Raw genomic sequence first — 17,435 nt, 5'->3', positions numbered from 1 at the left:
TCCGAGGGATTGCGTCGCCGTTCCCCTCGAAGCGGGGGCGCCCCCACGTATCCCGATTAAGCTCCGGCGCCGATTTCACCAACCACCACGCTGGAGGGCGTGTTCATGCAAAAGAGAAAAACTTCGCCACCCTGGTCTGCGCTGCGGCGCTCATGGCCCTCACGGGCTGCGCCTCGCTGCCGTCGCCGGAAGTCATGAAGGCGCAGACCGAGTCGTTCCAGTTGCCCAAGCTGCCGGACACCGACAAGGCCATCGTCTACGTCGTGCGTCCGTCGTCCGTGGGCGGACTGATCCGCTTCAACGTCTTCGTCGACGACCAGGAAGCCCCCTCGGAAATGGGCTACACCCGCGGCAGCCAGTACATCTACTTCCAGGTGAAGCCCGGCGATCACAAGGTCTACTCGAAGGCTGAGAACTGGGCCGAGACCCAGATCTCCGCCAACGCCGGCGACGTGATCTTCATCGAGCAGGAGGCGTCGATGGGCGTGATCATGGCGCGCAACAGCATCGCCAAGATCGATGCGCTGCCCGGCAAGTACCATGTGAAGACCCTGACCCTCGGCACGGTCATCAAGACCGACAAGTGAGCCGTCTGGCCACACACCGCCGCTGAGGCGAAAGCCCGGTCCCCGGGAGGGGGCCGGCATCGGACGCACGTCCGGTAACGCGTTGACGCGCCGAGGTCCGTGCGCCGTCTGGCCATCGCGCCGATACTCGCGCCTCCATCGCGCCGCGACCTTCCCGAGGTTCGTGGCACTCTCCCTGCCATGTCCGACCCTTCCCCGCGCTCCGAGCTCCTGCCCCTGATCGGCGACCGCGCCTCGGTGGAAATCGCCGCGCTGGTGCTGCCGCCGGTCGTGGTCGCGAGCACGCCAGCGGGCGGCTCGGCGATCGTCCTGGCGTGGGTCTGGGCGGCAGCCTATGCGCTCAGTTCGATCGGCGTCGCGGTCGCGCGGCGCCGCTTCCGGCGAGAGGCGGCGGTGATGAACCCCGCCGACTTCGTGGCGCGCTGGGCGCCGCCGCTGGAGCGCATCGCGATCGCCTTCGGCATCCTGTGGGGCCTGCTGCCGGGCGTCGCCGCCGCCAGCGGCGTCTTCGAGCACGCGATCTTCCTGTACCTCGTGCTCGCCGGCACGACAGTGTCGACGGCCGCCTTTGCCGCCGCGGACCTGCCGTTCTTCGCGCGCTTCCTCGTTCCCGCGTGGACCATGGCGACCGTCGCGGTGCCTTTCGCCTTCCCCACGCAATGGACGATCGTCCTGCCGCTGTGCCTGCTCTTTCCGTGGCTCGTCTGGCGCCATGCGCGGACCTCGAACGGTTTCCTGGTCCAGCAGTCGCGGCTCAAGCGGCAGAGCGAAGCCCTCGCCCTCGCCCACAAGGAGGCCCGCGATGTCGCCAAGGCCGCATCGCGCGAGAAGAGCCTGTTCCTGGCCACCGCCTCGCACGACCTGCGCCAGCCGCTCTATGCGTTGACCCTCACCGCGCAGGCCGCGCTCCAGCGCAACCGCGACGAGACCCTGCGACCGCTGCTGGTCGACATCTCGCAGGCCGCCGCCCATGTGAACGACCTGTTGAATTCGCTGCTCGACGTCTCGGCGCTGGACGGCCGCAGCGCCGAACTCGCGCTGCAGCCGCTGGCCCTGGCGCCGCTGCTGTCGGAACTGCATGAGCGCTTCCAGCCGGAGGCGCATGCACGTGGCCTCGACTGGCGCATCCGCGGGCCCGAGGCGCCCGCCTGGGTCGTCGCCGAGCCGATGCTGCTGCGCCGTGCGCTCGCCAACCTGCTGCACAACGCGCTGCGCTACACGCCCGAAGGCGGCGTGCTGCTCGCGGTGCGACGGCGCGGCGACGACTGGGCCATCGAGGTCTGGGACACCGGCATCGGCATGGCCGCGCCCAAGCGCGAGGCCCTGTTCTCCGAGTTCCATCGCGGCGACGACGCCGCGCGCGTCACCGGCGAAGGCCAGGGGCTGGGCCTGTCGGTCGTGCGGGACTGCGTGCGACGGATGGAAGCGGCCATCGACTGGCACTCGACGCCGGGCCGGGGCTCGTGCTTCCGCATCACGCTGCGCGGCGCCGCCATCCCTTCGACGCCGACAAGGCGGCCGCCCGTCGCGCCGCATGCGTTCGAGCCGCTCGGTGGACGCGTGCTCGTCGTCGACGACGACCTGGGCGTGACACGCGGACTGTCCCACCTGCTGGGCGAATGGGGCATCGACTGCCGTGTCGCCGGCGACGCGGCCCAGGCGCACGAGGCGCTGGACGCCGACTTCGAGCCCGATGTCGTGGTCAGCGACCTGCGACTGCGGCACGACGACGGCGGCTATGTCCTGCTGCAGGACCTGCTGGACCGGCTCCCGCTCGCGCGCGGCCTGGTCATCACCGGCGAACTCGACCTGCCGGACCTGCGCCGCGCCGAGGCCGACGGCTACCTCGTGCTGCGCAAGCCGGTGCAACCCGGCCCGCTGCACGCGGTGCTGCGGTCCATGCTGCCGTCGCGGGTGCTGCCGTCGCGGATGCCATCGCGGGTGCCGTCGTTCCGAGGCTGATCCGCCGGCCCACGGCATGCGCGTTGCCGGAGACGGTGACCAAGGAGAGCACCCCATGCACCTCGAAGGCTCCTGCCACTGCGGCCGCATCCGCTTCTCGGTCGACTCGACCGAGCCCTATCCGTTCATGCGCTGCTACTGCACGATCTGCCGCAAGACGGCCGGCACCGGCGGCTACGCGATCAACATCGGCGCCGACAACACCACCTTCCAGCTGATCAAGGGCAAGCGCGACCTCAAGGTCTACCGCGCCGTCATCGACGGCAAGGAAAGCAGCGGCCAGCGCCACTTCTGCGGCCATTGCGGCACGGCGCTCTGGATGTACGACGACAACTGGCCCGACCTGATCCATCCGCACGCCAGCGCGATCGACACGCCCCTGCCCGCGCCGCCGGAGAACGTGCATGGGCTGCTCGACGCCAAGGCGTCCTGGGTCCAGGTCGAAGGAAAGCCGGGCGACGCCCGCTTCGAGCACTTCCCCGACGAGTCACTGGCCGACTGGCATCGCCGGCACGGCCTCTAGAACCGCCCCGCGGGGTTCGCGATCCACCTCGCGGTGGACGCGGCCCTCATTTCTTGGGCGTCGTCGGCGGCGGCGGGAAACCCGGCACCCCAGGCACGCCGGGGAAGATGTTCCCCGCGCTCTGGAACTGTTCCTGCATCTGCAGGAACAGGTTCTTGGACTGCTCGAGGTAGTTGCCCATCAGGCCCTGCATCATCGGCGCCTGTCCGCTCATGAACTGCGACCAGAGCTGCGGATCGAAGCCGCCGCCCTTGCTCGGGTCGGCGAAGCGGCTCTGCAGCTCGGTGACGGCCTGCAGGTTCTTCTCGAGGTAGGCGCCCATCAGGCCCTGCATCGCATGGCCGTAGAAGCGGATGATCTGCGCCAGCAGCGGCGTCGAGAACATCGGCATCCCGCCCATCTCCTCCTCCAGGATGATCTGGAGCAGGATGGAGCGGGTCAGCTCGTCGCCCGACTTCGCGTCGCGGACCTCGAAGTCCTCGCCGCCGAGCACCATCTTCTTGACGTCCGCCAAGGTGATGTAGCTGCTGGTCTGCGTGTCGTACAGCCGCCGGTTGGGGTACTTCTTGAGGACCCGCGGCCCCTTGGGTTGCGCGGGGTCCTCGCTGCCGGTTGCGGTCTTGCCGCGTCGGGCCGTCGCCATGCTGTCTCCTCTGAGGGTCTTCGACCCATTCTAGGAGGCGCCCGGTTGACGGCCCGCCGGGTGATTTCCCTTGCTGTGCGGGAGGCGGACCGCCCTGCCGCACCCAGGTGCGGCAGCGACGTCAAGGGGCTCAGTCCGGCTTGACGTTGCCGTCCTTGATCACCTTCGCCCACTTGGCCTGCTCGGCCTTCTGGAACTCGGCGAACTGCGCGGGCGTGTTGGGCGTGTACTCCAGGCCCAGCGATTCCATCTTCGCCTTCACCTCGGGCAGCGCGACGATCTTCTGCACCTCGGCGTTGAGCTTGGCCACGATGGGCGCCGGCGTGTTGGCGGGGAAGTACAGCGCCTGCCAGCTCGACACGTCGAAACCGGGCACGCCGGACTCAGCCAGCGTCGGCACGTCGGGCAACTGCGCGCTGCGCTTGGCCGAGGTCACCGCCAGCGCCTTCACCTTGCCGCCCTTGATCTGCGGCAGCGCGACGGTCACCGTCTCGAAGCTCATCGGCACCTGGCCACCCATCACGTCCTGGATGGCCGGCGCGCTGCCCTTGTAGGGCACGTGCGTCAGGTCCGCGCCCGTCATCAGGCGGAACACTTCGCCCGACAGATGCTGCGACGTGCCCTGCCCCGCCGAGGCGAAGGTGATGTCGCCGGGCTTGGCCTTGGCCGCCGCGATGATGTCCTTGACCGTCTTGGCCTGCGAGCCCGGTCCGATCAGCAGCACGTTGGAGATCTTGCCCAGCAGGATCACCGGCGCGAAGTCGCGGTCGGCCTTGTAGGGCATCTTGGGCAGCAGCGACGGATTGATCGCATGCGTGGCGATGGTGCCCAGCAGCATCGTGTAGCCGTCCGGCGCGGCCTTGGCCACGCTGTCCGCGCCCAGCACGCCGCCCGCGCCGGCCTTGTTGTCGACCACGATGGTCTGCTTGAGCGAGGCCTGCAGCCGGGCCGCGATCTCGCGTGCCAGCACGTCGGAAGTGCCGCCCGGCGCGAAGGGGACGATCAGCTTGACCGGCTGGGTCGGCCAGTTGGCGGCGTCCGCGGCTTGCACCGTCACCGCCGTCATGCCCAGCACCACCGTCGCCGCCGCAGCGGCCAGGGCGCGCACGCGGCCCCGCATCACCGAATTCATGTCGCTTGTCTCCATCCATGACGGCACGCGGCCCTCGTCGACATCGACTCAGGTCCGATACCCTCTTCTGATGCGGCAGATGGTATCGGTACCATCCAACACGTCAAGATTGCGTTCATGAGGGATTCCACCGGGGCCGGAAAGGTCGGCGGCATCCCGGGACGCTCACGCGCTGGCGCGTTGGACCAGCTCGAAACCGATGTCGACCGCACGGCGGTCGACGCTGCCGCCAGCGCGGTCGAGGATGAAACGCGCCGCCTGCCGGCCGATGGCGAAACCGTCGATGCGCACCGTCGTCAGCGCCGGTTCGAGGTCGCGCGCCAGCGCCAGGTCGCCGAAGCCGACGATCGCCAGATCCTCCGGGATGCGCAGGCCGCGCGCCTGCGCCTCGATCACGACGCCCAGCGCCAGCGAGTCGGAGCTGCAGAACACCGCGTCGACCCCGTCCGGATGGCTCAGCAGTTCGGCCAGGCCGCGGCGGCCGCTGCCCAAGGTGGTCGGCGTGGCGACGGTGGCCACCGGCACGTCGGCGATGCCGAGCACCCCGGCCTGCTCCTGGAAGGCACGGAAGCGCCGCATCGCGCGTTCGTCGCTGCCGCCCACGCCGGCCAGCCGGCGGTAGCCGCGCTCATGCAGGTAGGACGCGACCTGTCGGCCGACCTCGACGTGGGAAAAGCCGACCAGCATGTCGATCGGGTTGTCGCTCTGGTCCCAGGTCTCGACGACCGGGACGCCGGACGCGCGCAAGCGGGTGCGCGCCTGTTCGGAATGGCTGGTGCCGGTGAGCACCAGGCCGTCGGGACGCCGGCCGATCATGGCGTCGAGCCAGGCCTCCTCCCGCGCGTTGTCGTAGCCGGTCTGGCCCAGCAACACCTGGTAGCCGGCCTCGAACAGGGCCTCGGTGAGGCTCTGCACGGTGTCGAGGAACACCGGCCCGGCGATCGTCGGCACGGCGACGCCCACCATGCGGCTCTTCATCGACGACAGCGCGCCGGCGAGGAGGTTGGGCACGTAGCCGGTCTTGCGCACCGCCTCGGCCACGCGCTCGCGGACCTCGGGCGACACCTGCGCCGGGTTGTTGATCGCGCGCGAGGCGGTGATCGGCGCCACGCCCGCGAGTTGCGCCACGTCGCGCAGCGTGACGGCGCCGCTGCCCTTGCGGCGGCGGGGACGGGGAAGGTCTCGATGTCGGCCATATCGCGGTCTGGTTATGGCGGTCGATTATGGCGGTCGATCTCAGGGCACCGCGGCGGGAAGATCGCTCGCCCGGCCGCGCGCTTCGTAGGCCATCACCACATTGCGCCCCGCCGCCTCGATCCCCTCCCGGCGCGAGGTGACGAACATCAGCTGATTCACGTTGGCCGTGGCCCAGGCGATCGCGCGCGCATGGTCGAGCGACGGCGATGCGAGCCGCAGCCGCAGCGCCTCGTCCGCGATGGCCTCGCTGATCGACAGACGTTCGAAGCTGCGCAGGAAACCGCGCGTGGGCTCGAGCAGTGCCGGCGGACAGCGCGCCATCACCGCCAGCCAGGTGAGCACGCCGATCGAGCGGTGCGCGCAGGCGTCCAGGGCCTGCGCCGCCGCCGGCACGCCGTTCAGGTAGTCGAGCAGCACGTCCTCGTCGATGACGGCGTTCATCGGCGGGCGCTCCGTCCGGGCGCGCCGTCGTCCGCCTGCGCCGGTCGATCCGGTGCGCCCGTCAGGTCGAGGATGCCGCGGCCCGAGGTCCACAACCCGAACGCTTCCGGCGTCACCTCGACATGCCCCTGCGCGAACGTGGCGAGCGCACGCCGCACCGCCTCGGCGCGCGAGATGCCCATCAGCTTGCACAGGCGGTCGATCTCGACGAGCTGCGCGGCCGGGATGTCGACGATGGTGCGGGTCATGCGGGCCTCCGGGTTCTGGCGCGACTCAGCGCGCGAGGAAGTCGGGCTGGCGGAACTTCTCTTCCAGGAAATGCCCGTTGGCGATCAGCGCCTGCGCATCCTGCCGGGCCGCGTTGGCCACGATCTCGCGCATCTGGGTTTCCAGCAGCGCCAGTTGCTCGGCGAGCAGCTGGCGCGCGGTCTTCCCGTCCTTCAGCGCATGGCTGACGCGGAAGGCCGGCGGCAAGGCGACGTAGTTCGCGAGCGTCTCCGGCAGGTAGCGCAGCACCGTCTGGCGCACGGTGAACAGGTCCTCGCTGTGCAGGCCGGTGCCGCGCAGGCGCGGCAGCACCTCGGCGACGGCATCGCGGATCGAGACCAGATGCGGCTTCACTTCTTCGGGCAGGTGCGGCAACGCGTGGGCCACGACCTCGTCGAGCCGCTGCAGGGTCTGCTCGTGCGTCAGGCTGTCCTCGATCGCGCGTTCGAGTTCGGGCTGACGACGGCCGAGCAGCAGGCCCGCTACGTACAGGCCCGCCGTGATCGCGAGCCAGCCGCGGTCGATGACGCCGGTGAACAGCAGCATCGGGCCGGCCAGCGCCAGCGCGCAGCCCAGGATGTTGCCGCTGCTGTAGAGGAACAGCAGCGCGCGCAGCTTCAGCGGTCTAGAGGCGGCCATGGCGAGGTTCCCGGCGCGGTCACTGATAGCCGCGGATCTCGCGGAAGACCTGCGCCAGGCGCGAGTGACGGCCGTCGAATTCGCGGCCGCCGGTCATCTGCGCGATCTGCTTCATCTCGTCGACGTTGCCTTCGCCGAACAGGATGGGGAACACCCGCGCCGGCGCGCCCTGCCCGTAGCGCGTGCGGAACGCGGCGAAAGACATCCCGCTGTTGCTCTCGCCGTCGGTGAGCAGCGCGATGCTGACGAAGCGGTCCGGGTGCTCGCGCGATTCCCGCTCGGCGAGTTCCAGCGCCGCGGACAGGGCCGAATACACGGCGGTGCCACCGCGTGGGCGCAGGTCGTCGGCGACGCTCGTGAGGCGTGCCCGCGCGGCGCCGATGTCGCCGGCGTCGAAAGGCACCAGCACCGGCTCGTTCACCCGGTCGTCGAAGGGGATCAGGAACACGCGCTCACGGCCCTGGAACGCGCTGAGCCGCGCGCTGGCCGTGGCCTGCGACGCGCCGCTGAGCACCTTCAGCGCCTCGCGCATGAGTTCGATGCGCTCGCCCTTCATCGACCCGCTGATGTCCAGCACGAAGATGGACGTCGACGGCTTGCGCCAGGTCGACTGGTAGGCCGTCAGCACCGCATCGATGACCTCCAGCCGGTTCGGGAAGGAGAGCTCCGCGATCGACGCCGTCGGCAGCGCCGCCGCGGTCGCCACCTGCGGATTCGCCGGCCGCAGGAAGGCCGGGCCCAGCGCGTCGCGTTGGAAATCCGCCGCCTTCAGCGCGGCCACCAGCTTGTTGTACGGCTCGCGTTGCGCCTCGCGCAGCAGCATCAGCGGATAGTCGGCCGAGATCATCCCGTCACGGGGATAGACCAGCGTCAGGCGCTGGTCCTGCGTCAGCTTCTCGTTGGCGCGCAGGATCACGGCCTCGTAGTTCACCATCGCGTCGATGGCGGCGGGATCCTTCGTGAAGGCGTCGGCCAGCCAGCCGGAGCTGCCGGCGGTCAGGCGCTGGCCGGACAGGAAGGCGGTGATGACCTTGGCGTCGACATCGGCGGCGGCCATGTCCTCGGTCTTGCCCGACGATGCGGCGGCGACCGCGAAGAGCGCGCTCATGCCCGAGTTCGAGCTGGCCGCATTGGTCATCGCATAACGCAGCTTGCCGGTGCTCGCGGCCTTGGCGATGTCGGCCCAGGTCGGTGCCCGCTGGCCCCAGCCGAGTTCGGCCAGCTTGGCCGCCTTCACGCCGAGCGCGATGCGCGAATAGAAGAGCTTCTCGCGCGCCAGCGGCGGCGTCTGCAGGGCCAGCGACGGATAGGCGCCGTTGGGCGGCAGGATCGCGTCGAAGCGCTCGCCGGCGTTGATCCGCTCGACGATGTCGAGCGTGCCGGCGTAGCTCATCTTCACCGTCACGCCGGCCGATCGCCCGGCCGCGACGATCGCCGGCTCCAGGTCCTTGACCTCGGAGCCCGCGAGCACGGTGAAGGCAGCCTCGGCGTCCACCACACCGGCCGCATCGGCCGTCGGCGCGTCGGACTCCCGCTTGCCGCAGCCGCCGAGCGCCAGCGCCGTCGACAGCAGCGCCGCCCACAGCAGCGTGAAGGACCGCCCACCGGGCAACCAGCCGATCACCGAGCGGCGCGCGCCGCTCACAGCGACACCTCTCCCGACGCCTGCAGCGCCGCGGCGGACTCCTGGCGCCGCACCCGGTCCAGGTAGGCCCGGCTCTTGGCGACCTCGTCGGACAGCGTGTCCACCGTCGTCTGCATGGATGCCAGCGCCTTCGTCTTGAAGTCGGCGATGGTGTCCATCGTCTGGTAGATGTTGGTGAAGGCCAGCTGCAGCTTCGCGATCTCGATCGTGCTGGACGCGGCCTGCTGATGGATCGCGGCGCTCTGGTCGCGCAGCATCTCGCTGGTGCCGGCGATGAGGTTGCCGGTCGTGGTGTTCAGCGCCGAGATCTGGTCCAGCACCAGCTTCTGGTTGTTGAGCGCCTGCGCGACGATGACCGCCGTGCGCAGCGCCGACACGGTCGTGGTCGTCGCGCGGTCGACGCCCTTCACCAGCTCCAGGTTGTTCTTGCGGATCAGGTCCAGCGCCAGGTAGCCCTGGATGTTCACCGCCTGCTGCGTCAGCAGGTCCGTCACCTTCTGGCGGGTGTAGAACAGCATCTCCTCGCGGACGACGCGGGCCTTCTCACCGTCCGAGAGTTCGAGCTCGCGCGCCTTCGTCTCGAGCTGGCCGTCGAGCGACCGGCCGATGTGGATGTACTTCTCCAGCCGCTCCATCAGCGTCCAGAGGTTGACCTTCTCCTGCTCGATGGCGGCGTTGTCGCGCAGCAGTTCGTCCTTGCCGCCCTTGAGCGCCTCGATGATGCCGTTCAGGTGCGACTGCGAGGACTGGTAGCGGTCGAAATAGTCGGCCAGCCTGTTCCCCAGCGGGATGAAGCCGAGCAGCTTGCGCGCCGAGAACAGGTCGCCCTGGCGCGACGGGTCGAGGTCCTCGACGGTGCGGCGCAGGTCGACCAGCGACTGCCCGATCTGCGCGCCCTGGTCGAGGAGACCGCTCTTCAGCGAGCCGACGGGCCGGTCCAGCATCCGGTTGGACGCGGCGGACGCGGCCTCGATGTCCTTGCTGCCCATCGCGTGGATGCGCTCGACGGCCTGCTTGAAGGTCGGATGCTGCGCGTCGTGCGTCGTGATGTCGTCGATGAACTGGCGCACCTGGCCGTCCAGCTCGGCGACCTCCTCCGGCTTGAGCCGGACCTTGCCTGCGGCCGCCTCGGCGGGCACGACCTGCACCGGCGCGGGCGGCTCCAGCGTGAAGGACTGCGGGGGCTGGAGCTGGTCCAGCGCGGCATTGCCGGTCGTTGTCGTGGTCTGCATCGGGGTCTGGGAAGCGGTCATGCGGTCCTCCTCGGGATGAAGCGTCACTTGAACCGGGCCTCGACGCCCTGGATCATTCGTTCGAGCCATTCGTGGCTGGGCGGGTCGACGACGTCGACGAGCACCGGCGGCACCTTGACGCCGCGCTGGGCCCAGGTCTCCGGGCCCTTCACGTCGCCGCCGGTGCGGAAGCCGTATTCATGCGCGAGCTCGCGCAACTTCGGATCGGTGTCCAGCGCCTCGCCCAGACGGGCGCCCTTCTCGTTGTAGGGCACCAGCACATGCTTGGAATACACGGTCGGGCGCGGGTAGAGCACGACCATGTCGCCCTTGAGCCGGTCCGGGTTGCGCAGCCAGAACTCGACCATCTGCGACTCGTAGGCCGCCAGCAGCGGCGCCTTGCCCATGCCCAGCGCCAGGTAGTCCTCGAACGGGCCGGCGGAGCTCTGCTCCTGGAAGCCCTGGCGCAGGAACAGCGGCGCGACCAGCGGCAGGACCTTGTCGACCTCCTCCTGGCTCTGGACGATCTGCTGCTGGTTGGCCAGGTAGCTGGCCAGCGCCAGGTACATCGCCGCCGAGTTGGAGGTGCGCACGTCGGTGGAGTTCACCAGCACCGCCTTGCCGGTGGCGAAGGCCTCGCTCTTCTTGAGGTCGCGCCAGCGGGCGTTCTGCTCGATCAGCGTCATCAGCCGCTGGAGGTCGACGATGTAATAGAAGTCGCCCTCGCGCTGCGCGATGCCGTTGGCGACCAGGATCTCGGCGATCGGTTTCCAGCTGGCGAAGACGATCGGCGTATAGAAGGGCGTGTAGACGTTGGCGGCCTTGGCGGCCGTCTTCAGCTGCTGCCCCGCCGGCGCGCCCGACGGGAAGCCGAAGTCGTACTTCGCGGCGTCGAAGCGGCCGGCGATGGCGCGCGAGCCGGCCTTCTCCACCGTGACGCTCAGCCCCCTGGCCGCCAGCGCCTGCTGGACGCGCGGGTCGTTGAAGAACGCTTCCTTCTCCGAGCCGATCAGGCCGCGCAGCGACACCTGGCGGTCCCTCACCTGCTGGGCGGAGACGGCGGCGACCTTGTCCTGGTCTAGCCGCGCGTTGGAATACCAGACGCCGCCGCCCACCGCGGCGAGGAGCGCGATCGCCAGCACGGGGGCGATCAGTTTGCGGATGTCCAAGGTGACGAGCCCCTGAGAGCGCGTGGAAGCTCACGCTGCCGGGGACGATATCGCCGGGTGATGACGGAAATATGTCACACGCCTGTCATGAGCCCGGACCCTGCGAGCAGCGCCAGCCCCGAGGGCAGCGAGCGGTGGTGGGGCCGGAATGATGCGGGAGGTTCGCGGACGCGAGGCCTCCTGCGTCGTGGAGTGCCCACGCTTGGCAAATCGAAGTCTGCGGGCCGGTGCTCCCCCACAACCGTCGGCACTTTCCCTACAAGACCGTGCGGGTCCCGCCCGACCCCTGGTACCGCTATCGGCTTCTGTTGGTAACGAGGCGTGAGAACGAAGATTCATTCATCGCAAACAGGGGGCCAACATGAACACGATCTCGAAGCAAGCCAGCAAGTTCAAGCACGTCGCCATCGGCCTGGGCCTGGCGGTTTCCGCCGCCACGGCAGTCAACGCCACCACCGCGCAGAACACCTTCCAGGTGACCGCGACGATCACCAGCTCCTGCACGGTGTCCGGTTCGGCGCTGAACTTCGGCAGCGCGATCGACCCCCTGGCCGCCGGTGTGCCGCTGGACGCCTCGTCCACGCTGACGATCACCTGCTCCAACACGACGCCCTACGCGGTGTCCCTGAACGCCGGCGCGAACGCGGGCGGCGCGTCCAACTTCACGTCCCGCACGATGAAGAGCGGCGCCAACACCCTGGGTTACCAGCTGTACATGGATTCGGGCCGCACGACCGTCTTTGGCGACGGCACCGCCAGCTCCAGCACCAAGAGCGGCACCGGCAGCGGCTCCGCCCAGTCGATCAGCGTCTACGGCCGCGTGCCGTCGCTGGCCGGCGTGGTGCCCGGTTCGTACACCGACACCGTGACCGTCACGATCACCTACTGATCAAGGTCGGGATCGGCATCCCGATCCCGATCCGGACATGGGGCCCGGTTCGACACCGCCCCCGCTCGAACCCCAGGACCCGCGTCCCCCGGAAGCTCCGTTCACGCCCGCAAGGGCGTCCGGAGCTTTCTTCTTTTCTTCTCTTCGTAGGACATGTCGTCCGCGGCTTCGAGCAGACGCTCGTAGCGGGTCAGGCCGTCGCCGACGGCGTAGCCGATGGACGCCCCCACGCTGACCATGCCGCCGTCGATCGCGATGGGTTCCGTCAAGGCCTGCAGCAGGCGCTGCCGGATCTGGGCCAGCCGGAATTCGTCCGGCGCACCGGAGAGCAGCAGCACGAACTCGTCGCCCCCCACCCGCGCGGGGACGTCGCCGTCCCGGCATTGCGCCCGCAGCCGCTGGCCCACGGCGCGCAGCACGGCGTCGCCTGCCGCATGGCCGTAGCGGTCATTGACCGGCTTGAAGTCGTCGAGGTCGAAGACGATGACGCTGATCGGCAGGCCGGCAAGCTCCTGCGCCCGACGTTCCAGCGCGCGGCGGTTGGCCAGGCCGGTGAGCAGATCCGTGTCGGCCGACGTGGCCAGCTGGGTCATGTCGCGGTCGCTTGCGCGGACCAGTCGGCTCGCGTAGACGATCATCCCGAGCGTGAAGGCGATGAACAGCGCCGCGAGCGCCAAGGCCGAGCGCTTGACCGACAACAGCCCGCGCGACTGCTGCTCCTGGCGCTCGGCGAGCAGGGCGCGCTCGGCGCTCTCCATGGTGTCGAGCAATTGCCGCAGCCGCTTGGCGGAATCGTTGGCGATGCGCGCGTCCAGGCCGTGACGCAAGGCGTCGGGACCGTCGCGCTCCGCAATCACCGCGGAAGACAGGTACCAGCCTGTGATCTCGAGCGTCTCGGAGCCCACCTCCATCGCCAGCGCCGATTGCGCACGGTTGTCCTGCACCAGCGAATCCAGCTTCTCGGCGGCCCGACGTGCATCGCCCGCGCCGCCGCGCAGCCGCTGCAGGGCTTCGGGCTGCGGCACCAGCGCGTAGTTGCGCAGCGCGACGCCGCCCCGCAGCAGGCTCGATCGGAGCTGGTTCAGTTGATCGAGCACTTCATGGGTGTGGGCGACCCAGTCGTTGGCATCGCCGTAGCGGCGTGCACTGTCGACCAGGACGCCGGCGGCGCCCAGCACCAGAACCAGGGCGACCGCCTGGGACAGCTGCAGGACGCGCGCGATGCGCCGGAGCAAGGGGTTGGAGACGGTCGCCAAGAACGTGTGCGAGTACCAGGATCGGCGCATCCTAGCGCCGGGACCGGAACGCCGCAGGGCGGAAAAGCAGGGCCTTCGCCGATCATCACGGCCATCGCACAAGCCGCAGGCCGGCAGCAGGCCCATGCCCTGCGACGGCAGGAAAGACCGAAGCCACCAAGCGAAACGCCCGCTCGCGGCGGGCGCACAAAGCAGAACGCCCGCTTGCGGCGGGCGTTTGCTGAGGTCTCGAGTCCCGGAGGACCTTCTACCAATTCTGGTAGGCGCGATTGGATTCGAACCAACGACCCCCACCATGTCAAGGTGGTGCTCTAACCAACTGAGCTACGCGCCTGAAAAACTCGGCCGACGGTGGTTAACCCGCCGGTCCGTAAAACAAATCGCCCGTTGAAGCGGGCGATCCGTCTGAGGTTGTCCCTGAGGACTGCCTACCAAATCTGGTAGGCGCGATTGGATTCGAACCAACGACCCCCACCATGTCAAGGTGGTGCTCTAACCAACTGAGCTACGCGCCTGGAGAAGCCTCGCAGTATAAGCCGGATTTTCAGGCCCGTCCAGGAAGCTGCGGCAAAAAGAACAGCAGTCGCACGGCGTCCTCGACAAGACCGCGAGCGGCAGACCCTGAGAAGACGTCAGCGACGCCGCGCGCTGCGGATGCCCGAGACCTGGGACAGCGCCACCAGCGTCTGCTGCAGGCGCTGCGCATCGCTCACCTCGACGGTGAAGTTCATCCGCGACAGGTCGTTGCGCAAGGGCTTGCCCTTGCCGCTCTGCTGGTTCACCGAGATCACGTTGAGCTTGTCCTTCGCGAACAGCTCCAGCACGTCGCGCAGCAGCCCGGGCCGGTCAGTGGCTTCGACGACCAGGTCCACCGGGTACATCGCGCCCTTGCCCGCCCGGTCCGGCGCGGGCTCGCCCCACGCGACGGCGATCACGCGCTCCGGCGCCGACTGCGCCATCTGGCGCAGGTTGGCGCAGTCGCAGCGATGGATCGCCACGCCCTTGCCGCGGGTCACGTAGCCGGTGATCGGATCCGGCGGCGCCGGCCGGCAGCAACGCGCGAGACTCGTCAGCAGCGAGTCTACCCCCACCACCAGCACGCCGCCCTTGGGCGTGCGCCCTTCCCCGACCGCGCCCTTCGTGTGCCGCTGGACGAGCAGCTCTTCCTCGTCCGCCTCCGGCACCGGCGGACGCAGCAGCGTCTCGATGTTGCGCAGCGAGTATTCGTCCTTGCCGACGACCTCGAACAGCGCCTCCGCGCTCTTGAAGCCGAGCCGCCCCGCCAGGTCGTCGAGCTTGATCGCCGTCTTGCCTTCGCGCTGCAGCAGCTTCTCGACGAGCTCGCGGCCCTTCGAGATCGTGTGCGTCTGCACCTGCGCGTTGAACCACGCCCGCACCTTCGCCCTGCTGCGCTGGCTCTGCAGGTAGCCGAGCTCCGCGTTCAGCCAGTCCAGCGACGGACCGCCTTCCTTCAGCGCGACGATCTCCACCGTCTGGCCGCTCTGCAGCGGCGTGTTCAGCGGCACCATCTGGCCGTCGACCTTCGCGCCGCGGCAGCGGTGGCCGAGGTCGGTGTGCACCGCATAAGCGAAGTCCACCGCCGTCGCCCCGGCGCACAGCTCGACCACGTTGGCCTGCGGCGTGAACACGTAGATGCGGTCGTCGAAGCTGGCATCGGTCTCGGCGACGTAGTCGCGCTCCCAGGCGAGCAGTTGCCGCAGCACCGCCTTGCGGGCCTGCGCGACCTGTTCCTCGAACTCGCCCGCCGCGCTCACGCCGGCATAACCCTTCGTGCCCGCTTCCTTGTAGGCCCAGTGCGCCGCGACGCCGTGCTCGGCATGCTCGTGCATCTCGCGCGTGCGGATCTGCACTTCCATCGGGCGGCCGTCCGCGGCGATCACCACCGTGTGCAGCGACTGGTAGCCATTGGGCTTGGGACGCGCGATGTAGTCGTCGAACTCGCCGTCCACCGGCCGGTAGCGCTCGTGCAGCTGCGCGAGCACTGCGTAGCAGTCCGCCACCTCCGGCACGACGACGCGAAGCGCGCGCAGGTCGAAGACGCGCTCCAGCGTCAGCCCCTTGCCGCGCATCTTCTTCCAGATGCTGTAGAGGTGCTTGGGCCGCCCCTGCACCTGCGCCTCGATGCCATGGCCCTGCAGTTCGCGCTCGAGCGCGGCCCGCACCGACTCCACCGACTGCTCGCGCTCGACGCGCTTCTCGTGCAGGCCCTTGGCGAGCTGGTGGTAGTTCTCCGGTTCCAGGAAACGGAAGGCGAGGTCCTCCAGCTCCCACTTGATCTGCCAGATGCCGAGCCGGTTGGCCAGCGGCGCGAAGACCTGCAGCGACTCCGCCGCCAGCTCGCGCGGGCACGGCGTCTTGCTCGCGGCGAACCAGCGCAGCGACTGCAGCCGCGACGCCAGCCGCAGCAGCACCACGCGCAGGTCGCGCGAGAACGCCAGCAGCATCTTGCGCACGAGCTCGGTCTGCTCCTGCCGGCGCTGTTCCTCGACGCGCGCCTCGCGGGCCGCTCGCTGGATCTGCACCAGCCGCCGCGTGTGCGCGACCAGGCTCGCGTCGCTCTCGCCGAAGGCCTTGGCGACGATCTCTTCCGGCTTGTTCAGGTAGTCGCCGGCGTACACCAGGTAGGAGGCCGCCTGCATGGACGGCGCCGCGCCGACGCCCGCCAGGATCGCCGCCACGCCGTCCGCGTGGTCGAGCGCCGGCTCGCCGGTGCCCAGCAGGTGATCGGCCAGCAGCGGTTCCGCGAACGCACGGGCGCGTCGCACCGGATCGACCGCTTCTTCAGCGCGCGGCTGCGCCGCCGGCAAGCGGTGAGGCAGGTCCCCGTCCAGCAGGGCCACGATGGGCGCCGCCTGGTCCTGCCGCAGCCCCAATTCCGTCTTCATTCGTCGTTCATCCGTGTCGTCGGGGGCGCGAAGGCCGCCGGGACGTCATCCGCGGGCCAGGAACTGCTCCACCACGCGGATCTGTTCGTCATGCACCAGCGTCGGCGCATGGCCGACTCCGGGGAACTCGTGCAGCTCGGCGCGCGGGCCGCGCTGCGTCATCAATTCGGCGGTCGTGCGCGTCAGCAGGTCCGAGTCGCCGCCGCGCAGCAGCAGCGTCGGGCAACGCACCGCATCGTAGGCCGCCCAGAGCTGCGCCTCGCCGGCCTTCGCCAGTTCGGGCGTCAATCCGGCCAGACCTTGTCCGATGCGCGGGTCGTAATGCAGCCGGCAGCGGTCGCCGTCCGGCTTGAACATCGCCCGCGACAACGCCAGCCACTGGTCGTCCGTGTGCGGCCCGAAGCTCTGCGAGATGCCGCGCAGGTAATCCGCGCCCTGCTGGCAGTTCTCGAACTGCGGCGCGCGGCCCAGATAGCTCGCGATGCGCTGCAGCGCGACGAACTCGATCGTCGGTCCCACATCGTTGAGGATCAGGCGCTTGACCGGGCTGGCCGGCATCGCCGCCAGCGCCAGGCCGATCAGCCCGCCCATCGAGGTACCCAGCCAGTCCACCTGACCCACGCCCAGGCGGGCCAGCAGCGTGACCATGTCCGAGACATATTGCGGCAGCTGATAGTTGCGCGGATCGCCCAGCCATTCCGACTCCCCGCGCCCGACGACGTCCGGGCAGATCACCCGGAAGCGGTCGCTCAGACGCCGCGCGATCACGTCGAAGTCGCGGCCCTGCCGCGACAGCCCGTGCACGCAGACCAGCACCTGAGGATTGTCGGACCGCCCCCACTCCCAATACGCGACCTGGTGAAGGCCGCAAGGGCTCAGCGCCTGGACTTTTTTCAACAAGGGTTCAGACATCGCTCGTATCCTTTGTACCCATCCTAACAACCCTG

General features: G+C 69.3%; 16 protein-coding genes and 2 tRNA genes. 4 read left to right on the top strand and 14 right to left on the bottom strand.

What is annotated here, in order from left to right; all coding sequences use genetic code 11:
* The first annotated feature begins 152 nt into the window (after positions 1-152).
* From ACQ859_RS10765 to ACQ859_RS10755, 3 genes are all read left to right on the top strand, one after another.
* Positions 153-587 carry a DUF2846 domain-containing protein gene (locus ACQ859_RS10765; RefSeq protein WP_431265766.1) on the top strand — a complete coding sequence of 145 codons (435 nt, stop codon included), beginning with the start codon at positions 153-155 and terminating at the stop codon, positions 585-587.
* A gap of 180 nt (positions 588-767) precedes the next feature.
* Positions 768-2,549, top strand: a complete 1,782-nt coding sequence (locus ACQ859_RS10760) for an ATP-binding protein (protein ID WP_431265765.1) — start codon at positions 768-770, stop codon at positions 2,547-2,549.
* A gap of 55 nt (positions 2,550-2,604) precedes the next feature.
* The gene (locus ACQ859_RS10755) at positions 2,605-3,072 is read left to right on the top strand and encodes a GFA family protein (RefSeq protein ID WP_431265764.1); all 468 of its coding nucleotides are present in this window, start codon (positions 2,605-2,607) and stop codon (positions 3,070-3,072) included.
* A 46-nt stretch (positions 3,073-3,118) separates the two neighbouring features.
* On the opposite strand, the gene phaR is transcribed toward ACQ859_RS10755, so the two are convergent.
* From phaR to ACQ859_RS10710, 9 genes are all read right to left on the bottom strand, one after another.
* Positions 3,119-3,715, bottom strand: coding sequence for a polyhydroxyalkanoate synthesis repressor PhaR (phaR, locus tag ACQ859_RS10750; protein ID WP_431265763.1), 597 nt, complete (start codon positions 3,713-3,715; stop codon positions 3,119-3,121).
* 130 nt (positions 3,716-3,845) lie between these two features.
* Positions 3,846-4,847, bottom strand: coding sequence for a Bug family tripartite tricarboxylate transporter substrate binding protein (locus ACQ859_RS10745; RefSeq protein ID WP_431265762.1), 1,002 nt, complete (start codon positions 4,845-4,847; stop codon positions 3,846-3,848).
* A 165-nt stretch (positions 4,848-5,012) separates the two neighbouring features.
* On the bottom strand, positions 5,013-5,975 hold the full coding sequence (locus tag ACQ859_RS10740; RefSeq protein WP_431265761.1) for a LacI family DNA-binding transcriptional regulator: 963 nt from the start codon (positions 5,973-5,975) through the stop codon (positions 5,013-5,015).
* A 108-nt stretch (positions 5,976-6,083) separates the two neighbouring features.
* The gene (locus ACQ859_RS10735; protein WP_431265760.1) at positions 6,084-6,485 is read right to left on the bottom strand and encodes a hypothetical protein; all 402 of its coding nucleotides are present in this window, start codon (positions 6,483-6,485) and stop codon (positions 6,084-6,086) included.
* Complete coding sequence (locus ACQ859_RS10730) at positions 6,482-6,733, bottom strand: ribbon-helix-helix protein, CopG family (RefSeq protein WP_431265759.1); 252 nt, start codon at positions 6,731-6,733, stop codon at positions 6,482-6,484. The genes ACQ859_RS10735 and ACQ859_RS10730 overlap by 4 nt, the downstream gene beginning before the upstream one ends.
* Positions 6,734-6,758: 25 nt before the next feature.
* On the bottom strand, positions 6,759-7,391 hold the full coding sequence (locus tag ACQ859_RS10725; RefSeq protein ID WP_431265758.1) for a hypothetical protein: 633 nt from the start codon (positions 7,389-7,391) through the stop codon (positions 6,759-6,761).
* 19 nt (positions 7,392-7,410) lie between these two features.
* Positions 7,411-9,036, bottom strand: a complete 1,626-nt coding sequence (locus tag ACQ859_RS10720; protein WP_431265757.1) for a substrate-binding domain-containing protein — start codon at positions 9,034-9,036, stop codon at positions 7,411-7,413.
* Positions 9,033-10,289, bottom strand: a complete 1,257-nt coding sequence (locus ACQ859_RS10715; RefSeq protein WP_431265756.1) for a toxic anion resistance protein — start codon at positions 10,287-10,289, stop codon at positions 9,033-9,035. Before ACQ859_RS10715 ends, ACQ859_RS10720 begins: the two co-directional genes overlap by 4 nt.
* Before the next feature lie 23 nt (positions 10,290-10,312).
* Positions 10,313-11,437, bottom strand: coding sequence for a hypothetical protein (locus ACQ859_RS10710; RefSeq protein WP_431265755.1), 1,125 nt, complete (start codon positions 11,435-11,437; stop codon positions 10,313-10,315).
* A 361-nt stretch (positions 11,438-11,798) separates the two neighbouring features.
* Here ACQ859_RS10710 and ACQ859_RS10705 point away from each other — a divergent pair, with 361 nt between their 5' ends.
* Entirely contained in the window at positions 11,799-12,326 is a 528-nt protein-coding gene (locus ACQ859_RS10705; RefSeq protein WP_431265754.1) for a Csu type fimbrial protein, read from the top strand.
* Positions 12,327-12,427: 101 nt separating this feature from the next.
* Here ACQ859_RS10705 and ACQ859_RS10700 read toward each other — a convergent pair whose 3' ends face one another.
* From ACQ859_RS10700 to ACQ859_RS10680, 5 genes are all read right to left on the bottom strand, one after another.
* The gene (locus tag ACQ859_RS10700; RefSeq protein WP_431265753.1) at positions 12,428-13,582 is read right to left on the bottom strand and encodes a diguanylate cyclase domain-containing protein; all 1,155 of its coding nucleotides are present in this window, start codon (positions 13,580-13,582) and stop codon (positions 12,428-12,430) included.
* A 257-nt stretch (positions 13,583-13,839) separates the two neighbouring features.
* Positions 13,840-13,916: transfer RNA gene (locus tag ACQ859_RS10695), tRNA-Val, on the bottom strand.
* 104 nt (positions 13,917-14,020) lie between these two features.
* Positions 14,021-14,097 (bottom strand) — tRNA-Val (locus ACQ859_RS10690).
* 117 nt (positions 14,098-14,214) lie between these two features.
* The gene (locus ACQ859_RS10685) at positions 14,215-16,488 is read right to left on the bottom strand and encodes a RelA/SpoT family protein (RefSeq protein WP_431265752.1); all 2,274 of its coding nucleotides are present in this window, start codon (positions 16,486-16,488) and stop codon (positions 14,215-14,217) included.
* Positions 16,489-16,533: 45 nt separating this feature from the next.
* On the bottom strand, positions 16,534-17,400 hold the full coding sequence (locus tag ACQ859_RS10680; protein ID WP_431265751.1) for an alpha/beta fold hydrolase: 867 nt from the start codon (positions 17,398-17,400) through the stop codon (positions 16,534-16,536).
* Positions 17,401-17,435: the final 35 nt, after the last annotated feature.

The organism is Roseateles chitinivorans, assembly GCF_050632235.1.
Taxonomy (GTDB): Bacteria; Pseudomonadota; Gammaproteobacteria; order Burkholderiales; family Burkholderiaceae_C; genus Roseateles; species Roseateles chitinivorans_A.
Note: the sequence above shows the minus strand (reverse complement) of the source record. Positions and strands in the feature narration are given on the sequence as shown.